At 44.7% G+C, this 19,421-nt stretch carries 15 protein-coding genes; all 15 read left to right on the plus strand.

Going from position 1 to position 19,421, the window contains the following annotated elements; translation table 11 throughout:
• The first annotated feature begins 29 nt into the window (after positions 1-29).
• The 15 genes from OC597_RS15890 to OC597_RS15960 all read left to right on the plus strand — a co-directional run bounded on the left by OC597_RS15890 (position 30) and on the right by OC597_RS15960 (position 19,391).
• The gene (locus tag OC597_RS15890; RefSeq protein WP_262209471.1) at positions 30-698 is read left to right on the plus strand and encodes a hypothetical protein; all 669 of its coding nucleotides are present in this window, start codon (positions 30-32) and stop codon (positions 696-698) included.
• The gene (locus tag OC597_RS15895; protein WP_262209473.1) at positions 691-1,440 is read left to right on the plus strand and encodes an SDR family NAD(P)-dependent oxidoreductase; all 750 of its coding nucleotides are present in this window, start codon (positions 691-693) and stop codon (positions 1,438-1,440) included. The genes OC597_RS15890 and OC597_RS15895 overlap by 8 nt, the downstream gene beginning before the upstream one ends.
• A 20-nt stretch (positions 1,441-1,460) precedes the next feature.
• A complete protein-coding gene (locus OC597_RS15900; RefSeq protein WP_262209475.1) occupies positions 1,461-3,665 on the plus strand; it encodes a beta-ketoacyl-[acyl-carrier-protein] synthase family protein in 2,205 nt (734 codons plus the stop codon).
• A gap of 131 nt (positions 3,666-3,796) precedes the next feature.
• Positions 3,797-4,129, plus strand: coding sequence for an ApeI family dehydratase (locus tag OC597_RS15905; RefSeq protein ID WP_261416650.1), 333 nt, complete (start codon positions 3,797-3,799; stop codon positions 4,127-4,129).
• 1 nt (position 4,130) lies between these two features.
• Complete coding sequence (locus tag OC597_RS15910; RefSeq protein ID WP_262209477.1) at positions 4,131-4,955, plus strand: transglutaminase domain-containing protein; 825 nt, start codon at positions 4,131-4,133, stop codon at positions 4,953-4,955.
• On the plus strand, positions 4,955-5,350 hold the full coding sequence (locus OC597_RS15915) for a hotdog family protein (RefSeq protein WP_262209478.1): 396 nt from the start codon (positions 4,955-4,957) through the stop codon (positions 5,348-5,350). The genes OC597_RS15910 and OC597_RS15915 overlap by 1 nt, the downstream gene beginning before the upstream one ends.
• Before the next feature lie 342 nt (positions 5,351-5,692).
• Positions 5,693-7,318: a phenylalanine aminomutase (D-beta-phenylalanine forming) gene (locus tag OC597_RS15920; protein WP_262209480.1), complete on the plus strand. Its 1,626-nt coding sequence runs from the start codon at positions 5,693-5,695 to the stop codon at positions 7,316-7,318.
• 108 nt (positions 7,319-7,426) lie between these two features.
• Positions 7,427-7,696, plus strand: a complete 270-nt coding sequence (locus tag OC597_RS15925; RefSeq protein WP_262209482.1) for a hypothetical protein — start codon at positions 7,427-7,429, stop codon at positions 7,694-7,696.
• Positions 7,683-9,251, plus strand: coding sequence for an AMP-binding protein (locus OC597_RS15930; RefSeq protein WP_262209485.1), 1,569 nt, complete (start codon positions 7,683-7,685; stop codon positions 9,249-9,251). Before OC597_RS15925 ends, OC597_RS15930 begins: the two co-directional genes overlap by 14 nt.
• A 197-nt stretch (positions 9,252-9,448) precedes the next feature.
• A complete protein-coding gene (locus OC597_RS15935) occupies positions 9,449-11,137 on the plus strand; it encodes a non-ribosomal peptide synthetase (protein ID WP_262209487.1) in 1,689 nt (562 codons plus the stop codon).
• Positions 11,138-11,337: 200 nt separating this feature from the next.
• A complete protein-coding gene (locus OC597_RS15940; RefSeq protein WP_261416643.1) occupies positions 11,338-11,745 on the plus strand; it encodes an ester cyclase in 408 nt (135 codons plus the stop codon).
• A gap of 57 nt (positions 11,746-11,802) precedes the next feature.
• Positions 11,803-14,436, plus strand: a complete 2,634-nt coding sequence (locus OC597_RS15945; RefSeq protein WP_262209489.1) for a beta-ketoacyl [acyl carrier protein] synthase domain-containing protein — start codon at positions 11,803-11,805, stop codon at positions 14,434-14,436.
• Positions 14,429-14,743: a Dabb family protein gene (locus OC597_RS15950; protein ID WP_261416641.1), complete on the plus strand. Its 315-nt coding sequence runs from the start codon at positions 14,429-14,431 to the stop codon at positions 14,741-14,743. The genes OC597_RS15945 and OC597_RS15950 overlap by 8 nt, the downstream gene beginning before the upstream one ends.
• The gene (locus OC597_RS15955; protein ID WP_262209492.1) at positions 14,740-17,643 is read left to right on the plus strand and encodes a beta-ketoacyl synthase N-terminal-like domain-containing protein; all 2,904 of its coding nucleotides are present in this window, start codon (positions 14,740-14,742) and stop codon (positions 17,641-17,643) included. Before OC597_RS15950 ends, OC597_RS15955 begins: the two co-directional genes overlap by 4 nt.
• A gap of 23 nt (positions 17,644-17,666) precedes the next feature.
• Positions 17,667-19,391 carry an AMP-binding protein gene (locus OC597_RS15960; RefSeq protein WP_262209494.1) on the plus strand — a complete coding sequence of 575 codons (1,725 nt, stop codon included), beginning with the start codon at positions 17,667-17,669 and terminating at the stop codon, positions 19,389-19,391.
• Positions 19,392-19,421 lie beyond the last annotated feature (30 nt).

Consider the following 19,421-nt stretch of genomic DNA (forward strand, 5'->3'; position numbering starts at 1 on the left):
AAACAATCCGATAGATAGCGCTGGATAACATGAAAACACTGATTATAAAAAATTATCAATCAGCAATCGTTGATTGCTTACAGAATAATCTCATTGAGGACAGCGTCGACTTGTTTTCATTTAATGAAACCGATGACGTGAAAGAAGACCTGATAAAGAAGCTGGAAATGGATGGCCGGACATACGACAATGTCATTGTTGACGTAAGATATAATGAAGAGCATTGCCTGAGATCAATATTTAATGACGATATCATTCATAGTGATAGTGATATTTTTTCAGGAAGGTTGGTTGATGACATAAATTTTTTAATGAAGGTAATAAAACGAGTAATTCTGACTAACATGAGGTTAGATAACTGCAAGTTTTTCTTTTTGTTAAAAGATGATTCGTTTGGATATTTGGATGCTAATGATAGCTCGCCCACATACAACGAAGCCATGATATCAATGTCGAAATCCCTGGCAAAAGAATATTCTCGTTACAATATGCTTTTCAACTCACTGGTTATCCAACCTGAATTAAAAGAGCTGAATATCAATAGGCAGGGCAAAGAACTTTTAAAAAATTACGCATTAAAATATAAGTCAAATAGCTACCTGGACGTTTCGGAATTTATTTTATCGATGATTGAAAATAATTTTCCGATTAACGGGGCAACGATACGGCTAGGAAATGGAGTGGTTGACTATGTCTAAGAAAGTCGTTCTCGTCACTGGAGGAGGAAGAGGGATCGGAAGAGAGATCTGCATGGAATTCGCCTCTGAAAACACCCATGTAGCTTTGACGTATACATGCGATGCCCATAGCGCAGAACAGGTCAGGCAGACGCTGGAAGAAAGCAATGTATCTTGTTCCGTTCATAAGCTAGACGTCCAAGACTTTCACATGTGTCAGTCAGTAGTCGAAGCGGTTGAACGTGAGTACGGGACCATTAATGTTCTGGTGAACAATGCCGGGGTGACGCTGAGTAAACAATTCGTAAATTGCGATGAAGCGGAAAACAAAGCCGTGTTATCGACCAATCTTCAAGGTGTGATGAACATGACGCTGGCGACAGTACCCTCCTTGAAAAAGTCGACCAGGAATGATGAACCCGGACGAATTGTTAACATATCATCTAACACCTCTCTATGCGGAAATGCAGGCCAGGTCGCCTACAGCGTAACCAAAGCAGGTGTAAATGGTTTTACTCGCTTATGTGCAAGAACGCTTGCCAGTCACAATATATTTGTGAATGCCGTTGCTCCGGGCTACATCGATACTGATATGACCCATGATCTTCCTGAAAGTACGTACTCCCATGTATTACTCGTGTCGGCGATAAAGCGAACAGGCCGCGTCAAAGACGTGAGTTCAATCGTGCAATTGCTATGCGGCGACCACTGTAATTACATGACTGGCCAGGTGCTCCATATCGATGGCGGGAAGTTTTGCTAGAGATTTAATGAGGCAGGATAATGAAAGGTTCAATAGTAATTTCTGGAATGGGGCTCTACACCCCACCTGTTACTGATTTAAGCGAATTAACACGTTTTTCTACAGATCATCATCGGTTAATCAACAATCATGAATATAATGAGTTGGGGATTAAGAATGCCACCGTGTCCATCTTCGATAAAACATGTACGGAATCCTTTGGTAAACACGGCTGGGTGAATAACGCCTCTATTATTGCCTTAAGAGCCACGGCAGCCGCTATCAAAAACTCGGGAATAAACCTGGCAGAGTACGATATGAGTCGAATCTCTATCGTATTAGGCAGCTATAATTCCGGCACCGACAGCTATGCAAAAATGTTTAATAAGGTGCTGAACAATGAGCAGGACACCGTATCGTACAGCGAACTGATGTCTTCAATGTTATCGCATTGTGGGAACGCCATTGCCGCTCGTTACAATATCCAAGGGAAGAAAATTGTCGTATCTTCCGCTTGCTCTTCGAGCTTAACTGCGGTTGGGATAGCGACGGATCTGCTTCATTCCGATAAAGCGGATGTGGTGATCTGTGGTGGTTCTGATTGTGTTGATCTCCCCGTGGTGGCCGGTTTCAACAGTCTAAGTGCGTTGAATGAAGGCCGATGTGCGCCGTTTTCTAAGCCTGCAGGGATCAACTTAGGGGAGGGGGCGGGCATACTTATACTCACCAAAAACAAAGATAACTTTCATAATAAGTGGTTAATCACCGGCTACGGTGCCTCCAGCGATGCGTATCACGAAACCTCCCCAGAGCCGAATGGAGTTGGTGCTATTCAAGCAATTGATGCGGCATTATCGGCCGCAGGCCTGAGCAGAAATGATGTCGATTTGATTTCAGCGCATGCTACCGGCACGGGGGCAAACGATATCCCAGAGTCAAAAGCGTACGAGAAATTGTTTGGTCTTGATGTGCCAGTCAGCGTAATGAAGCCATTTTACGGCCATACTTTAGGGGCGTCTGGCATCGTAGAACTGATTAGTGTCTTATCTCTGCTAGATGTGGGCATCACACCAGAAAACAACAACCTGAGAGAACTGCGAGAAGGGTGCAGCCCCATAAACCTCAACTACAGGGATTACCCTAGCGATAAAGTTCGTACCGTCCTGGCAAGCAGTTTTGGATTTGGTGGCAGTAACAGTGCCGTTATTGTGACTAAGCGAACGAATGAACGAGAACCCAAATACACTAAGTCAGCAATACCTATTGTGAAAGCAAGCGCGAATGACGGGGTGGCAAAAACGGTTATTGACACTCAAAAGGGTGTTATTAAGGACGAATGTAAGATTCACCTGCAAAACAAGAGGTTCAAACGCGACTCACCGGAAATCAAATACTGCATTGAGTCGGTAGGCGATGTGATGAATGGTTTTGAACAGGTCTTGCAAAGTAATGCCAGAGCAGGGGTGATTACTGGCAACTCACAGCGTCCACAACGATGTCTGGAAAATTTCCTCACGTCGATCTATGAGGGTGATCCCCGGTATGCAAGTGCGCGCCACTTTCCAGGGCATATTGTCAGTGCAACTTGTGGTCAGGTGTCTATCGCGCACAAGATTATCGGTCACTCAACGGTGTTGTGCAGTCCGACAGCGGCGTTCGAATATACCGTGGATCTTCTGAGAAATGATACGCAGGACTTTATGATTGCCTGTTCAAGTGACGATGTGACAACGGTTCAGGAAGAATTTATCCATCAATTTTTAGCAAGCTCAGACTATGCGATGGCTAAAGGAAGTGCGGCCCTTCTTCTTTCGAGCCGGGAGCAACTTTCCAAATGTGATTATGCGCCTGCAGCATGGGTTCGAAGCATGCTTCATTCGTCCTACAACGGATTGGTGCTCAGGAATGATGAAAAGTTCCATCGCCTCTTGGATCGACTCATCCTCGAATCTTGTGAAGAAGCCTGCATTAGTTTTACTGAAATAGAGCATTGTCTCGTATCAAATGCGTTGGTAGACAACAGCATCGTCGACGGTGTGAAACACTTGTTGACCCAATATCACCCCCATCTTGTTGTGGAGAGTAAGAATTATAAGAGACTCTCATCCGACTTTATGACACATATCGTTGACGCAACTGAGATGATTTCGACGGGCATTAAAAGCAACGTGTTGGTAATATCCATTGATCTGTCTTCTAATGTGGGAGCATGCATCATTTCAAGTCAAGACAGTCCGATGAGATAGTGTTTATAAACGAAAAGGATAGGCAGTGGTTTGATTTCATTTCATCCGGGAGAGTGAAGCGCACCGCCGCCTTTACATTAACATCCTGTATTCTGATTAAATAATATAAAGTCTTGAGGAGGTGGTTTATTATGCGCCACAAAAATACGCATGGGGCTATTATTGATGCCGTCTCGAATGGATCATTCTCTATGCTATTTAACAGTGACTGTCTTTTTTTTGGAGGACATTTCCCTGACAATCCGGTTGTTCCGGGTGTACTGCTGTTAGATACCATCTATGACAATCTGTTAAAAACAGGGATGTCGAATATTGCCGGGATTGATAATGCTCGGTTTTACAAGACTGTCCTGCCCAACGAAAAAGTCATTGTTAAAATCAATGATCAACCGGATAAAGTAGTTTGCACTGTGAAAAATGACACAGGTAAAGTACTCAAAGTCAGTTACATAAAAGTGCAATAATATGATCGATTACTCAACTCAATCAGATATTACGGCCTTAGGCGATGCGGCACCTTTTCTCGATGTGGACGACTCTCTGCTGAGCATTGCTAAAGGATGTCGGAATCTCATCGAGCATCAAAGTGGGGTCAATGCTCACAAGATCCCGTTGTCCCGGCATAAAGATTACGAACTGCGAACGGTCACAGAAGTTCTGCAAGAAGCGAAGAGACGCGGGCTTGATTTAAGAACAGAGAATATTTTTGAAAAGAAAATAATTGGCAATTGCCAAACCATTTCATTGTTATGTCTCGGTATCATGCGTGAGCTGTCGATCCCGGCACGATATCGATTCTGTTTGTGCGAATATTTTGAGCCCAACTCCTACGCAGAACACATTGTCCTTGAGTACTGGTGCACTTCAGGCCAAAAATGGCAGATTCTGGATCCAACGGTCACCCGCGAGATTATTGAAAAAAACCAAACTCAAAATTTTGTCGATTTCGAGTTTGATAACATTCCGAGAAATAAGTCCAATCTTTTTACCGATCTATGGAAAAAGTATCGGTGCGGTGATTTAGACCTCGATACCATTCATCATCGTTCGTACAGAAAGATCCTTGGGCTGGAACGATTCGTATGGAGAACACTACAGGACGTTTTGGCTTTGCATAAAGTGGAACTTTTTTATTGGGACTACTTTGATTTTAAGCAGTATGTGAACGAGCCCCAACTAGTGGACGAGATCATTGAAAATATCGATGAAAGTAGAAAAGAGATGAACAGCATCAATCTTGAATTTGAAGGGTTCATTAACTTACATCCTTATCAAAGAGATTATAAGTAATGCCAGAGTTTATGAAAGGGGCCCATGCTCAACCTTTTTCTTTTATTGGAAGCGTTGAGGATATGTCTGAACATGAAATGACGTCCAGGGCGGATTTCTCTGAAGAGAAGACCTACAGAAAGTGTTGCCAAAATGCATGGCCTTTGATTGTTGAATCATTAGCTCAGGCAGCAGGGATTCATATAAAAAACCAACTGGACCCTAATTACAATGGCTATTTAGTCGGTTTGGATGATCTAAGTATTCAGCAAGCTGGAGACATTAAACCTGACTACCGCTTAGTCACAAAAATGGTCAGCCGTCTTGATAAGAAATACTTATATCACTGCGAAGCGTTCACCAGCACCAACCATTCGCTCCTTTCTTGTAACATTCTACTGTCAAGCTCAGATTGAAACTGAGCCCATTAATGGGCATGTCAGGATCGTAAATTTTATAATTCGATATGAATAATATTGAGCGAAAAACTCAGACGGTGAATACGTTAGCCTACATAACTTTAAATACATTAAATTTTAAAATGTGGAGTTGCATTCGTATTATATCGCTGGGGGCTTTAATTCCATTTAAGACGTTAATTTAAAGATGAGTGCAGTAATAGTGGCATGTTTAATTTATCACATGTAACGGCTCTCTTAATTTTAAAATAACCGTCATTTAAATGGATGACGCCAAAACGAATTTATATTTAAATATAAAAGTGACTAATATAAGTTGAAATTAATTGGTGGATGAAAATGAGTATTATAAACGAAAATGGTAATAGATCTGTTATTTATTCTGAAGAAAACTTGTCTCAAGCCGAAATGACGAGTTTCCACATTGTATCGGGTAAAGATGTTTCCCTGGAAGAAATCGCATGTGCGGCAAGGCTTCATCAACCTGTCACCCTCGATGACGACGTCGTAAACAGAGTGACAAAATCGCGCGAAATCCTGGAGAGCATGGTATCAGACGACAGAGTCATTTACGGTGTCAATACGAGTATGGGCGGTTTCGTCAACTATATCGTCCCTATCGATAAAGCCAATGAGCTTCAGAACAACTTAATTAATGCCGTTGCGACCAATGTGGGGAGATATTTCGACGATACGACGGTCCGCTCCACCATGCTTGCGCGAATAGTCTCATTGTCTCGTGGCAACTCAGCCATTTCGATCGCTAACTTCAAAAAATTAGTCGAAATTTATAACCGAGGGATAGTCCCCTGTGTTCCTGAAAAAGGTTCGCTTGGGACAAGCGGTGATCTGGGGCCGCTGGCAGCCATTGCGTTGGTTTGTACAGGTCAATGGAAGGCGCGTTACCAGGGCGAGCAGATGAGTGGGTCGATGGCGCTAAAAAAAGCGGGGATCTCTCCGATGGAGCTCAGCTTTAAAGAAGGCTTGGCGCTGATCAATGGTACGTCAGCCATGGTGGGCTTAGGGGTATTACTGTATGACGAAGTAAAACAGTTATTCGACACGTACCTCACCATTACCTCGTTGTCGATTGAAGGGCTGCACGGTAAAACGAAACCATTTGAACCCGCAGTACACCGAATGAAGCCACATCCAGGGCAGCTTGAAGTTGCCACCACCGTATGGGAAACACTGGCTGATTCTTCACTGGCCGTGAACGAACATGAAGTCGAAAAGATGATTGCTGAGGAAATGGATGGCTTAGTCAAAGCGAGTAACCATCAGATTGAGGACGCGTATTCGATCCGTTGTACACCTCAAATTCTTGGACCAGTCGCGGATACCCTGAAGAATATTAAACAAACGTTGGCTAACGAGCTTAACTCTTCCAACGACAATCCGTTGATTGACCAAACCACGGAAGAGGTATTCCATAATGGGCATTTTCATGGTCAATACGTATCCATGGCCATGGATCATCTGAATATTGCGCTGGTGACGATGATGAACCTCGCCAACCGACGCATCGACAGGTTCATGGATAAGTCCAACAGCAACGGTTTACCAGCGTTTCTGTGCGCAGAAAATCCGGGATTACGTTTGGGGTTGATGGGGGGGCAATTCATGACAGCATCGATCACTGCTGAATCCAGAGCCTCCTGTATGCCTATGTCAATACAGTCGCTGAGCACCACCGGAGACTTTCAGGACATTGTCTCTTTTGGGCTGGTTGCCGCTCGCCGCGTAAGGGAGCAGTTAAAGAATCTTAAATATGTGGTTTCGTTCGAATTACTCTGTGCTTGTCAGGCCGTCGATATACGTGGAACCGCTGGCTTATCGAAACGAACGCGTACGCTCTATGAACAAACTCGCACGCTTGTGCCTTATTTAGAAAAAGATAAAACCATTACCGATTATATCGAATCCATTGCTCAAACCGTGTTAACAAAAAATCGTGATATTTAGCGATTGAAGCAGGAGGGGGCGTGACTTAGCCCTCCAGCCTAATCGTGTTGCTGACTTTGGTGATCCCTAGTGATGGATCGCAGAACGAATGATAATGGAAAGCGAAATATGAAAAAATCTGAGATTGAAAAAATACTTAAAAATGAAATTAAGTTAATAAACAATTACAATGATAGCATAAATATCGACGGGCAGGTTAAACTGAAAGATATCCTCGATTCGGTGGATATTCTTCAGTTTGTTTACAAAATAAATAAAGATTATGGCCTGTCATTTGGCAGTAATATTGGCGATGAACAATACCTGGATACGCTTGATAAAGTGGTCTCTTGGGTGCACTCTGCAATCAATAAAAAGGCCGAAGATGACGACAAATAACCTATTGTCGATGATAAGGCGATTCAAAAGTAATAATAATATTGCTTATTACGACTTTGAAAGAAAAATGACATTTTCAGAACTGTATCTGGAAATAGTTATGATAATGAATTACTTTGAATCGACGAGCATGACTCAGGGCAAAAGAGTTGTCTCATTTTTGGATAAGTCATTTTCAGAGTATGCCATTTTCTTTGCATGTTTATTGAAAGGCGTCTCTTTTTGTCCATTAGATAAAAGCTTGCCGACCAGCCGCTTGGCGATGATCATGTCAGATCTTCAACCTGATATGGTCATAGCGGAGGACTCCGATATAGGCGAAGAGAACGCCTTTAGGCAAAAATTGTTAATTCCACCCGACTGTGTAGTGTCTAATGGACGTGTCAGCGCATTAGCCGACGATTATGCCCGCGATGAAGACAATGTGACGGATATTGATACAGATACCGTTGCGTACATCATCTTTACTTCCGGGTCGACGGGGAAGCCTAAAGGGGTTCAAATCACTCACGAAAATCTGAATTTTTTCTTAAATGCGCTGTATCCTCGCTACGTCAGTGAGCAATCAGAAAATTATCTGTCAATTGGTCCATTGTATTTCGATATGACCATACTCGACAGTATTGTGCCGCCTCTGTATGGGCACTCTGTCTATTTGTATAAGGCGCCTTTCATTCCGGCAATTTTCTCTGGGATTATTGAGAAATATCAGATCACCAGGTTGAGCTGTGTCCCTTCAGTGCTGAAAATATTGTTGCCACAGCTCAATGAATCGACCGGGTTTGACAAGCTTAACTCTCTGAACCTCATCCTGTTTGGTGCTGAAAAACCCCACGGGCAATCCATCAAGACATTGCTGGAAAACATCCCTGATCTGAAAGTCCTTAATGCATACGGCCCGACAGAAGGAACCATGTGTTGCTTTTCTTCAGAGATCACCCTTGATAGCTTAGTCGGCGATATCAGTATCGGTAAGCCATTTAATGGCACCAAATACTTGCTCGAAACCCGCTCTGGTTTCTCAACTTCCGGAGAAGGAAAATTATTGATATCTGGCAAACAAGTCATGAAAGGATATATTAATCAATCACAAGTTGATGACCCGTTTATTTTTGTTGGCGATGACCAATACTACTGTACCAATGATGTTGTTAGATTGGATGATGAAGGTGTTTTCTACTTTCTCGGACGATCGGATGATGAAGTTAAGCTGAATGGATTCAGAGTGCACCTTCAGGATGTTGCGGAGAATATTAAGAAAGCGCTGAATATTGGCGATCTTTTTCTACATAAGTATACGGATAACAACAAAGACTATTTGGTTCTTTCATACGAGAATACATCGTTACTTAATCCTGAAGAATGTATTTCATTATTAGGGAAGCGGTTGCCAAAGTATATGATTCCCAATATCTTCGCCATTTTTGATTCACTACCTAAGCTGAGGAGTTCAAAGCTAGACAGGAACAAAGTCAAAAATTCCGTGAACTCAGCGTTCATCCGCTCTAAGGTATGTCTAACCGATAAAAAACTGATTTTATTACATATTAAATGAATCAACCTTCGTTCTGCTAACTCTTCTTTCCCTTTAAAAGCGTCCTCATTGAATGTCAACGTGTGACGCTGTTGGGGTGGTTTCTTCATCGGAATACCAGCGTCTTCTCAGTTTCCTGTTTCCACAGACAAATCATTCAGGAGACGTAAAAGACTTCTACGCATTACGAATGGTCAAAAACAAGGAGAGGTGAATCGGTGCAAGATGCTGACTTGAAAAATTTGCTTCGTACGGTAAGAGCGCGTTATGGACAGAAAAACGCGATCGTGTTTAATGAGGTAACATATTCGTATCAGGAGTTAGATCAACGCATTGGGATCTGCAATCAGGCAATTTCACTCAGTGACACAGCGGTCATTATCAATGTCAAAGATAAACTGAAAGCTATCATACTGATGTTATCTGCCATAGACTGTGGCATAACATTTATACCGGTTGATGGCGATCGGCCCCGTTCATTTTTGACTGAGATCGCGGCAAAGTTCCCTCAGATTCGAGTGATTAATGACGTGTGTTTCGACACGGGGCAGCTTGTCTCACACACCCTGGCGCATCATGAATACGTGCACGCACTTCCTCGCTGCCCTGAGCAAGGGGTGATGTCAATCATGTATACATCAGGCTCCACGGGTGAACCTAAAGGTGTGCAGGTCAGAGCGAGTTCTGTGCTCAATTTGCTGCATCGTCCCTCTTTCATTTCCTTAAGTAGTGAAGACGTTGTTGTATCTTATTCGTCGCTGTCTTTTGATGCGTCAACCTTCGAAATCTTTACCCCCTTACTCTCCGGCGGCACGCTGGTGCTGTTGGATAAGATGGTGGTGCTGGATGAGGCGTCTCTTCTTCACGCGATTGAGCAGTACAAGATATCCTGTATGTGGATGACGGCCGGCCTCTTCAGGAGCCACATGCTGTCCGGTGATTGCCACGCATTAACACGTCTCAGACATCTGATCGTCGGTGGAGATAAAGTGGATTTTCACGCTGCTGTGTCTTTTTTGGAACGTTCACCCGGTACGCGGCTATACAACGGTTACGGGCCAACAGAAAACACCGTTTTCACCACTGTTGCTCAGTTAGAGCTCCACAAATTGAAACGTGAGAAACGGATTCCAATAGGAAAACTGGTCGAGGGGGTTGATTACCTTCTCTTCGATGATAACACTGGCAAATACCGAAAATCTGGCATCGGGAGACTACATGTGACGGGGAAAGGTTTGTCCCTGGGCTACCACGATAACCCCGTTGAAACTGGGAAGGTGTTTACGATAATTGAGGGCACCCGATATTACGATACCGGTGACATCGTCGAGTGCACATTGGATCACGAGTTTTATTTTCTGGGTCGGCAGGACCGTCAGGTTAAACTGAATGGGTATCGGGTCGAATTAGATGATATTGAAAAGACGTTAGAAAACGATCGGTCGATAGTGAAAGCACTGTGCTTTATATGGAACAACCATCTTGTGTCTTTGATCGAAATACAGGATAAAACGGCAGATCTCGATGCGATCGCTGCCCGACTGCGATCACAGTTAAGTCCCTTCTCTTTCCCTGATTTTTTTATCGAAAATACTCAGTGGCCGCTCAATAAGAATGGAAAAATAGATACGAAGTACTTAGTCAATAAGACGATAAAAAATCTGGAAATTCGGCAAGTCGATTCCGCTGGACGGTCTGTTAAGAGTGTTGCCGAACAGGTACTGGATAAGCCTGTTGAGCTGCTTGATATCGGTTTATTTGATCTTGGCTTTGATTCCATATCTATGCTCACGTTTAGTTATGAACTGAATAAAAAGTTTGATATTAAAATCAATCTCCTTGACCTTTATGTTGCAGGAACATTGCAAGGTGTGGACGATTTGGTGGCCACCAAAATCAATGCTTAAAGCTTATTTTTATTTTGCAGTTCTCGGTGAGATATATCTAATGAGTTAAAGTTTTATTATTGGGGTTAATGTATTTTAAATTTCAATCATAAATATTACTCGTTGGATTGTTAATCATCCAGTTATCGATTTTTACTTACTATTTTATCAACTCGAAAAATAACAGCCAATATTTGGCGTTATATAAATGGAACTATGTTATGACTGAGTATAATGAAAACGAACTGAAAAACATTGAAATTGTAAAATCACTGTATACCGATGTTTTTGATACGGGCAACTGCCCGGTGGTTAACAGCTATTATCATGAGGGTGCAAAGTGCCATTTAAAAGGTAAAACACTACATATTGAACAGATGAAAGGGGGAATGGCTGAATTTGTTGCAAAACACGCGTCGATCTCAACTTCGATCGAATCGGTCTTTGCTGCCGGTGACCGCACCTATGCTCGCCTTAATCGCCAGGCCACGTTAAAAGGTGAAGGGCAACCCCGTGATATTGAAATCATGGTAGAAAAACGATTTGTTGATGGGAAAGTCGCAGAGCTGTGGTTCATGGTCGATGACGAAATGTACAGCGAAATTTGGCTAAAACAACAGTCAGCATAACCCGATAACCCAGGCATAGAAGGTCTATTCTATGCCTATGTCAACAGGTAATAAAAAATGGATATAGCGATCACTGGCTTCTCTTTTCTCTTGCCTGGTGCAAGTAACATGGAAGAGCTAGACGCGTTGTTGGAATCCGGTCAGGATGCGTTGACCGACCCTCTCTCCTCCGACAACCCTCGTGAAGGTTGGGTCAGCCGGGCGGGCTACGTGCAGGGAGTCGATCAGTTTGACTACGACTTGTTTGGGGTGTCACTGCGAGACAGTTACATTATTGAACCTCAACAACGTATGTTCATTCAATGTGCATGGCGGGCATTGGAACAGGCTGGCTACAACCCAACACGTTGTGCACTGAACGTCGGTGTCTACTCCTCATCTTCTGATAGCCATTACCCCTCCTTTCTTTCAGATAGCCAGTTAGCATTGGATAAGTACGATCCTTTCGAGATTGAGATTGGCTCGAACAAAGAACAACAGTCATTGCGATGCGCATACTTGTTTGATCTGAAAGGTCCGGCCGTAGGGGTACAGTCGGCATGCTCAAGCGGTTTACTTTCTGTCCACATGGCGATGCAAGGGATCGCGACCGGAGACTGTGATATGGCCATCGCAGGCGGAGCCTGCTTGCCTTACCCTCTTCATTCCGGGTATCAGTACCAACCGGGCATGAACTTGTCGGAAAGCGGTGTTTTATCCTCTTATTCTCACACGGCTGATGGCATGGTGCCTGGGTTTGGTTGCGTGGTGTTTGTGCTTAAAGCCCTCGATAAAGCTCGCAGCGACAAAGACAGGGTATACGGTGTGCTTACCGCGAGCAGCATCAACAACGACGGAAGAGCGAAATCAAGTTATACCGCGCCTTCAACCAGTGGTATCGCAAGAAACATCCAAAATGTTCTCGCTAAATCGGCGTTGACGGCGCAGGACATCGACTTTGTTGAAGGTCACGGGTCGGGGACAAAAATTGGGGATGTATTGGAAGTCGCGGCGCTGAAAAAAGTCTTCATAAGTCACGAGCTGGCAACCAACAATACGGCCCTGTCGTCAGTCAAAGCCAATATTGGCCACCTGGATGTCGTTGCCGGTCATGCCGGCTTGTTAAAGTCTGTGCTGCAAGTGTGGAACCATAAGTTATATCCGGCAGCCAATTTTTCATCGTTAAATCCGAATTTACAGTTGGAACGGACGCCTTTCTACATTCCCACAGAAAGCCGTCGAAAGGAAAAATTAACCGGCCTGGTTAACTCTTTAGGGATCGGCGGAACCAACTGTGCGTTAGTCATTCGTGGCGAAGAGTGTTCTTCATTAGCGGGGGAAGGCTCGTCGCAGACGGTCGTCGTCATGATTGGTGCAAACAATAGTGGACGCCTGCAGCACCTGTTATGTCAGCTTCAGGAAGAATTAAAGAACGTATCTCATTCGCTGAAAGATGTGGCGTACACCCTGACAAGACGTTCTGTGGGGAAAGGCTGCATTGCGACGTTTGCTGTTGCGTCACTTAGCGAGCTTCAAGAGCAAATTGCCGCCACATTGCGCTCAGGCGTTGTCGGTCATCCCCTGGACGTTTGTCTAAAGGAATATACGGGGAAAGCGATCGCGATCAACGCCAGCGAAATTGATGCTGAACGTGTCGTCATGCTCGAGTCCACCCCTAGGCCGCAAACCAAAGTCGACGAAGCTCCGAGAGAAGAATCCCTGGCCAATACGCTTATTTGTGAAGAGGCACTGCGTAATATTTGGCTCGATAATTTTATGCTTGACTCGATAAAAGAGGAAGATAGTTTTGCCGATCTGGGGGGGCATTCTATCCTCGCACTGTCACTGGTCACCGATATCAATGCCGCGCTAAATCTTACTTTGACGATGGATTGGGTTGAGAAATATGATGTTTTCAGTGCGCAGCTGAATGAACTGAACAGACTGATCAGAACTAAAACAGCATCTTCGCTGATAAAAACGCTTTTTGTTCCGCTGGGTGAAACACGAGCAACGCTTATATTGGTTCATGCTTCGATTTCAGGCGTGGAAATGTACAAAAAAATATCGAAAAACATTGCCAGTGACATCGAAGTGCTCGGGGTAGACTCCTATAATCTCTATAATGAAAATAAGATACGCTCAATAGATAGACTCGCGGAAACGTATGCAGATGATATTTTAGAGAGAGTGGAAGATAACACCGCCCCAGTGTTTATTGGAGGGTGGTCATTAGGTGGGTTATTAGCCATAAAAATAACGGAATTATTAAGAAAGAAAATAACAATAAAAGGAAATATATTACTGGATTCTGTTCTGTATTCTCAGGATAGTTCAGTGCTCTTTACGGATGATTATCTCTCCTGTTTCATGGATCTTAGCTATTTTTCTAATTCGATTACCGGAGATGAAAGAGCAAGAGACAATCTAAAGTCATTATTTGATATAGAGAGAAATATGGTTAAGGAGTTTGATAATCCCCGGATCAACCTGCCACTGCTCAACGTCGTAGCGATGTCTTCTCTTGTACAAATTAAAAATAACATGCTCTCCGGTGCGTTTGAGTCGTTGAAAAAAGCCAACAATAACTGGCCAGTGAGCGACTTAATGATGGTCAGGAAAATCAACACTGACCATGTTGGATTAATGACCGAATTAAATGTTAATGAAGTTTCAGGATTCATTCGGGAGTTTTTAGACCAGCATGTATAAGCATATTATTTTGTTCAAATTCAAAGAGTCTATTTCTACAGCGAATGCTCTGGAATTACTTCACCAGCTAGGCGAATTGAAAAATAAAATCCCCGGGATCAGGAAATACAGCTATGGAATGGATGATGGTGACAATACGAATAATTTAGGGTTTGAGTACGCATTTGTTATGGAATTTGGCTCGAAACAAGACAGAGACGCCTATCAAATCAATGAGCACCATCAAACGTTTATTAATGAAACACTGAACTATGCCATTTCAGAGGCGATTGTCTTCGATATGGTTGTAGCCGAGGAAGAGAGATGAAAGATAAGATCGCAGTTACAGGAATGTCGGGACTGTTTCCAGAAGCCAGCAACTACCACGAATTTTGGGACAACCTGTGTCATGGACGGGTGTCCTATCAGTCATATACCGATCAGGATGGACACGTCAGATCGAAGGGGCAGTGCCCGGATCCGGAAACGTTTGATGCACAGCGCTATCGTCTTTCCGAGAAAGAAGCGTTGGTCATGGATCCTCAGTTGAGAAAGTTCATCGAACTTGTCGACTCGGCGCTGCTTGATGGCGAATATCACGACCCAGGCGAGCTGGGGACGGTTGCCGTAATAGCGACGCAGGGCAGCAATCATACCTACCATGATCAACTGCAAAAAAGCGTCGCAGAAGGGCAGGTTGAACCGCCTAATGCACTGCTCCTTAACCTCAATAAGGGTACCGATTTTATGGCTACCCGTGTCGCCCATATATTTAACTTTCAGGGCCCGTGTTTCAATCTGCAATCCGCCTGTTCTTCGTCATTGACCGCTATTGTTGAAGCCTGCTGGATGCTACAAACAAAACGTTGCGATACCGTGATTTGTGGAGGGGTGCATATATCCTATCCGCTGGCGGTGGGTCATAAGTATGAACCCGGCTCCATTTATTCTCAAACAGGTATTTGCCGGCCTTTTGACCATCGTGCTGATGGCACCGTTCCCTCAGATGGTGGGGGCGTCGTCATTCTTAGACGGCTTCAGGATGCCGAAGAGAATGGGGACAGTATCCATGCTGTGATTGCAAATGCGTTGAGTAATAACGATGGAAGGAACAAAGCCAGTTATGCTGCCCCTTCGGTTAACGGGCAGTGGCAATTGCTGTCTCAAATCTATCGCCATTCGACCATCAACCCTCGTCAGCTGCAGTTTATAGAATGCCATGCAACAGGGACTGTCGTGGGCGATCCAATGGAAGTTCAGGCCCTCAGCCAGTTAATGGACAGTTACCCTGTGGAAGACACGTTATCCCCGGTAGTCGTGGGGTCGGTCAAAGGGAACATCGGTCATCTTTTCTGGGCATCGGGCATCGCATCCTTGATCAAATCTGTGCTGGCACTCAAACAAGGCGTTTACCCCGGGACGTCCAATCTGTCTCAGCTCAATGAATTGCTCCGGGAGACGGAGAAACAGCATTTATTGTATACGGCGGACAATATTCCGTTGGATCCTAACAAGCCCTGTCTGGCCGCCATTAGCTCGATGGGCGTGGGTGGGACAAATGCGCATATTGTGATCGAAGGTTACAGCAAAGCACGACCCCAAACACTGCAGAAACCGACCCACAAAGAGACACAGGGCAGCGTGTATTCTTTCTTCTCTCAAATGGCAATGGCCAAAGATGCCTGCTGTGAGAAGGAGGGTATAAGGCAGTCTCCCTCTGCAGGACAGGCACCGCTTACGCTGTCATCATTGTTGCCCCTGGTCTTGTCTTTCTATCAGCGAGTGCTTGGGGAGGATGAGATCTACCCAGACAGTGACTACTTCGATCTGTATGGCGATTCTGTAACGGCCGTTGAGCTCCTCGCGTTATTCAAATCAGAGCTCGGCATTGATATCACGACGGAAACCATCTACAAGTACTCGACACCCGAGGCCCTGGCGAATGCGATTGCCAGAGATCGGTCGTCTGTCGCTCAGCCGGTAACGGATTGTCAACTGACGAGTGACAACGTCCACCCACACGGTTTGCTGTCACCTTATCAACAGCGTTTTTATTTACTGGAAAAACTGCAGCGAGGCGATCGTAGTCAATATAACGTCCCTTTCTGTGTCGGGATCACCAAGACGTTTCCGATAGAATCCTTCACGCAAACTTTGGATAAAATTCTTGCGCAGCTCCCTCAATTTAGTCACCAGTACAAGATAACCAAAGAGGGTGTTGCACTGGCGGCTAAACGTGCACAGATCGTTGAAACGACCTCGGTGGAGGTGTCTGCAGAGGATTCGTTGGAAGTGCCATTGCAGGCCGTGTATGAGCAACGATTTGATCTCGATACGGGGCCGCTTTGTCGGGTAACGACACTTGGACATGGCGCTAAAAGGCTGCTGGTGTTGAATTTTCCTCACATCGCGATCGATGGAACGGGTTTGCACAACCTATTGGAAGCACTGTCCGAGGCGCGGGAAGAAAACGGGCCGCTAAACAGCGCTCGTATTCCTCTTAACACGAAGCCTGACATTTCCAGCACAAGCCTTACGTTCTGGCAAGACTCTCTGAATGGCGTACCAAAGACCTCATTACCGGTTGATCCCACCCGATCTTTAAGTGCTAAGGAATTGATCGCCGGCACGGTGGTCTCCCATCTTTCATCGGAACGGGTTTCAAGGATTCAGAACATCGCCAGGATCCATAAGAAACCGCTGTTTGTCGTGCTCTATGCTCTGTTCAATGCAACCTTGTCAGAATTCCTGGATGCCGCCGTTATTTGCACAGGGATGACACTGGCCAATCGGTCGGAATCCGACAGGGCAGTGATTGATTGTCGAATGAACAATATTCCTGTTGTCGTCAACTGTGGGGCGGGGCAGTTCTGCGAGATCCTGAATGAGACGGACACCGCACTGAAAAACAGCCTGCTTCATGCCCACGTACCTTTAGAGAGAATTTCGTCCCTGGCAGGGAGAAAGGGTCAAGGGGTGTATGACATTCTTTTTATGTATCAGAATCAAAACAGAGGCAATGTTCTAAGGTATCGACAGTTTACGCTTCCTGAATATTCGACGCGCTACCAGCCAGTGTATGGCAATTTGACGGTCAATATTGTGCCCGAGCAAGAGGGGCTAGCGATCGAGATGATGTTCAATCAGGCGGACTACTCCCGGGAAACGGTGGCAAGCCTTATGTCTGTGTTTGTGTCCAATATAGAGAGTGTCTCGTGCAATCTATAAAACCTACACTGGATGAAAAAGTAATGAATTCTACATTTATCGAAAGGTTTGAATCTATCGCGGAACTCTTCCCAACGAATATTGCGCTCATTGCTGGTAATGATTCAATTAGTTACTCTCAGCTCCAACAAAAGGCAAAGCGAATTGCTGTCGGTATCCAGTCTGAAGTCGATGACAACGTCGAGGGCGTGGTATTGTGTTTACAGAGAGATGAATCGCTCATTACCACGATATTAGCGTGTCATTATCTGGGGATTCCGTATATTCCCGTTGACCCAAGAACCACAGGCGAGAAAATCGAGCATATCCTTTCTCAAGCGCACTACTTATATATCAGTAACGCGAAGATAAGCGAATGCCAAAAAACAGTGGACGTCAATAGTCTGTCGAAGGCTAATGCCCCGTTTGAGCAGGAAAACCTGCCAGGTACTTCTCAAGAGGCCTATCGAATATATACGTCTGGCTCAACCGGTGCACCCAAAGCGGTTATGGTTAGCCATATTGGGTGTGCTAACTTAATTGAGTACTTTTGCTCCTTATTGGCATTCAGGCCTGGACAGACGTGGTTATCATCAACGTCGATTGCCTTTGATATTTTCTTCCTGGAATACTCAGTGCCATTGTCGAGTGGTGGCACCTTAATATTGCTGACAGATCAAGAGATCTACTCGCCGCAACAGATCGCAGGACAGGTGATGCGTTGGTCGCCTTCCGTCTACCAGGCCACGCCTTCGCTGTTTAAAGGACTCTTAAGCTATCTGGATAAGGGATGGCAATTCCAAAAAGTGCTGGTAGGTGGCGAATCTCTCTCTCCACAGCTGTCTTCATCGTTGTTTGAACGAAGTGACTGGTTGTGCAACGTGTATGGACCAACAGAAACCACCGTTTGGTCTAGTGCGCATGTCATTCGGCAAGCGGGGGACACACGAATTGGGAGACCAATACGCCACTCCCAGCTCTTGATATTGAACGAGCATCAGCAAGAGTGCGCGCAAGGTGAGCCGGGCCGTATCTATATTTCTGGAGATGGCCTTGCTTTGGGTTACTTTAATAACCCTGAGTTGACGGCGAGAAAATTCGCAGAGGTACGCATCGGCGGTGTCAATCGACGGATGTATGATACCAATGATATTGGTTATGTGGATAACGAGGGCATCGTCAATTTTCTTCACAGAGAAGGCGGGTTTATCAAAATCAATGGATATCGAGTGGAACCTACGGAAATAACGGATACGTTTGAATCGATAGAGGGCGTGTCAGGTTCTGCGGTTATTTCCCTTCATGATGACCTATCGGATTCTTCAATACTGATAGGTTGGGTGGAGTGCACGGGGTTGACTGAGGCGACGATAAGGGCATTTCTTGAGTCAAAGTTGAGCTACTATTTGATCCCTCATCATATTTTCACTATCCCGGCATTGCCTTACACGTTGAGCGGTAAAGTCGACGCAAACGGGCTTGAAGACATGAGCCTCAAGCTTTTGAGTAGGGCGCCAACGGCCAGTGTCTCTGTATTAATGAGTGAGCCATCAGCTCTGGCATCCCACCCTGTGGGTAAGATCTTGGGTCAGTATATGGACATCACTCGGATGTCAAAAGAAGACAACTTCTTTGAACTGGGGTTAACGTCGATGCAAGCCATCTCTCTTCATATCGATATGCTTGAGTTGTATCCCAACTTACAACTGCACGAAATCTTTGATCGACCATCTTTTGATAAGCTGATAAAAGAATTTGAACGCATATAATTTTAATCTTAGTCTTTTCAGTCTCATAGG

The organism is Serratia proteamaculans (assembly GCF_946227095.1).
Taxonomy (GTDB): domain Bacteria; phylum Pseudomonadota; class Gammaproteobacteria; order Enterobacterales; family Enterobacteriaceae; genus Serratia; species Serratia proteamaculans_E.

Bases quoted from the DNA above. Each gene is read 5' to 3' on its own strand.
- OC597_RS15890 (WP_262209471.1), top strand. From the start codon at position 30: ATGAAAACACTGATTATAAAAAATTATCAATCAGCAATCGTTGATTGC.
- OC597_RS15895 (WP_262209473.1), top strand. From the start codon at position 691: ATGTCTAAGAAAGTCGTTCTCGTCACTGGAGGAGGAAGAGGGATCGGA.
- OC597_RS15900 (WP_262209475.1), top strand. From the start codon at position 1,461: ATGAAAGGTTCAATAGTAATTTCTGGAATGGGGCTCTACACCCCACCT.
- OC597_RS15905 (WP_261416650.1), top strand. From the start codon at position 3,797: ATGCGCCACAAAAATACGCATGGGGCTATTATTGATGCCGTCTCGAAT.
- OC597_RS15910 (WP_262209477.1), top strand. From the start codon at position 4,131: ATGATCGATTACTCAACTCAATCAGATATTACGGCCTTAGGCGATGCG.
- OC597_RS15915 (WP_262209478.1), top strand. From the start codon at position 4,955: ATGCCAGAGTTTATGAAAGGGGCCCATGCTCAACCTTTTTCTTTTATT.
- OC597_RS15920 (WP_262209480.1), top strand. From the start codon at position 5,693: ATGAGTATTATAAACGAAAATGGTAATAGATCTGTTATTTATTCTGAA.
- OC597_RS15925 (WP_262209482.1), top strand. From the start codon at position 7,427: ATGAAAAAATCTGAGATTGAAAAAATACTTAAAAATGAAATTAAGTTA.
- OC597_RS15930 (WP_262209485.1), top strand. From the start codon at position 7,683: ATGACGACAAATAACCTATTGTCGATGATAAGGCGATTCAAAAGTAAT.
- OC597_RS15940 (WP_261416643.1), top strand. From the start codon at position 11,338: ATGACTGAGTATAATGAAAACGAACTGAAAAACATTGAAATTGTAAAA.
- OC597_RS15945 (WP_262209489.1), top strand. From the start codon at position 11,803: ATGGATATAGCGATCACTGGCTTCTCTTTTCTCTTGCCTGGTGCAAGT.
- OC597_RS15950 (WP_261416641.1), top strand. From the start codon at position 14,429: ATGTATAAGCATATTATTTTGTTCAAATTCAAAGAGTCTATTTCTACA.
- OC597_RS15955 (WP_262209492.1), top strand. From the start codon at position 14,740: ATGAAAGATAAGATCGCAGTTACAGGAATGTCGGGACTGTTTCCAGAA.
- OC597_RS15960 (WP_262209494.1), top strand. From the start codon at position 17,667: ATGAATTCTACATTTATCGAAAGGTTTGAATCTATCGCGGAACTCTTC.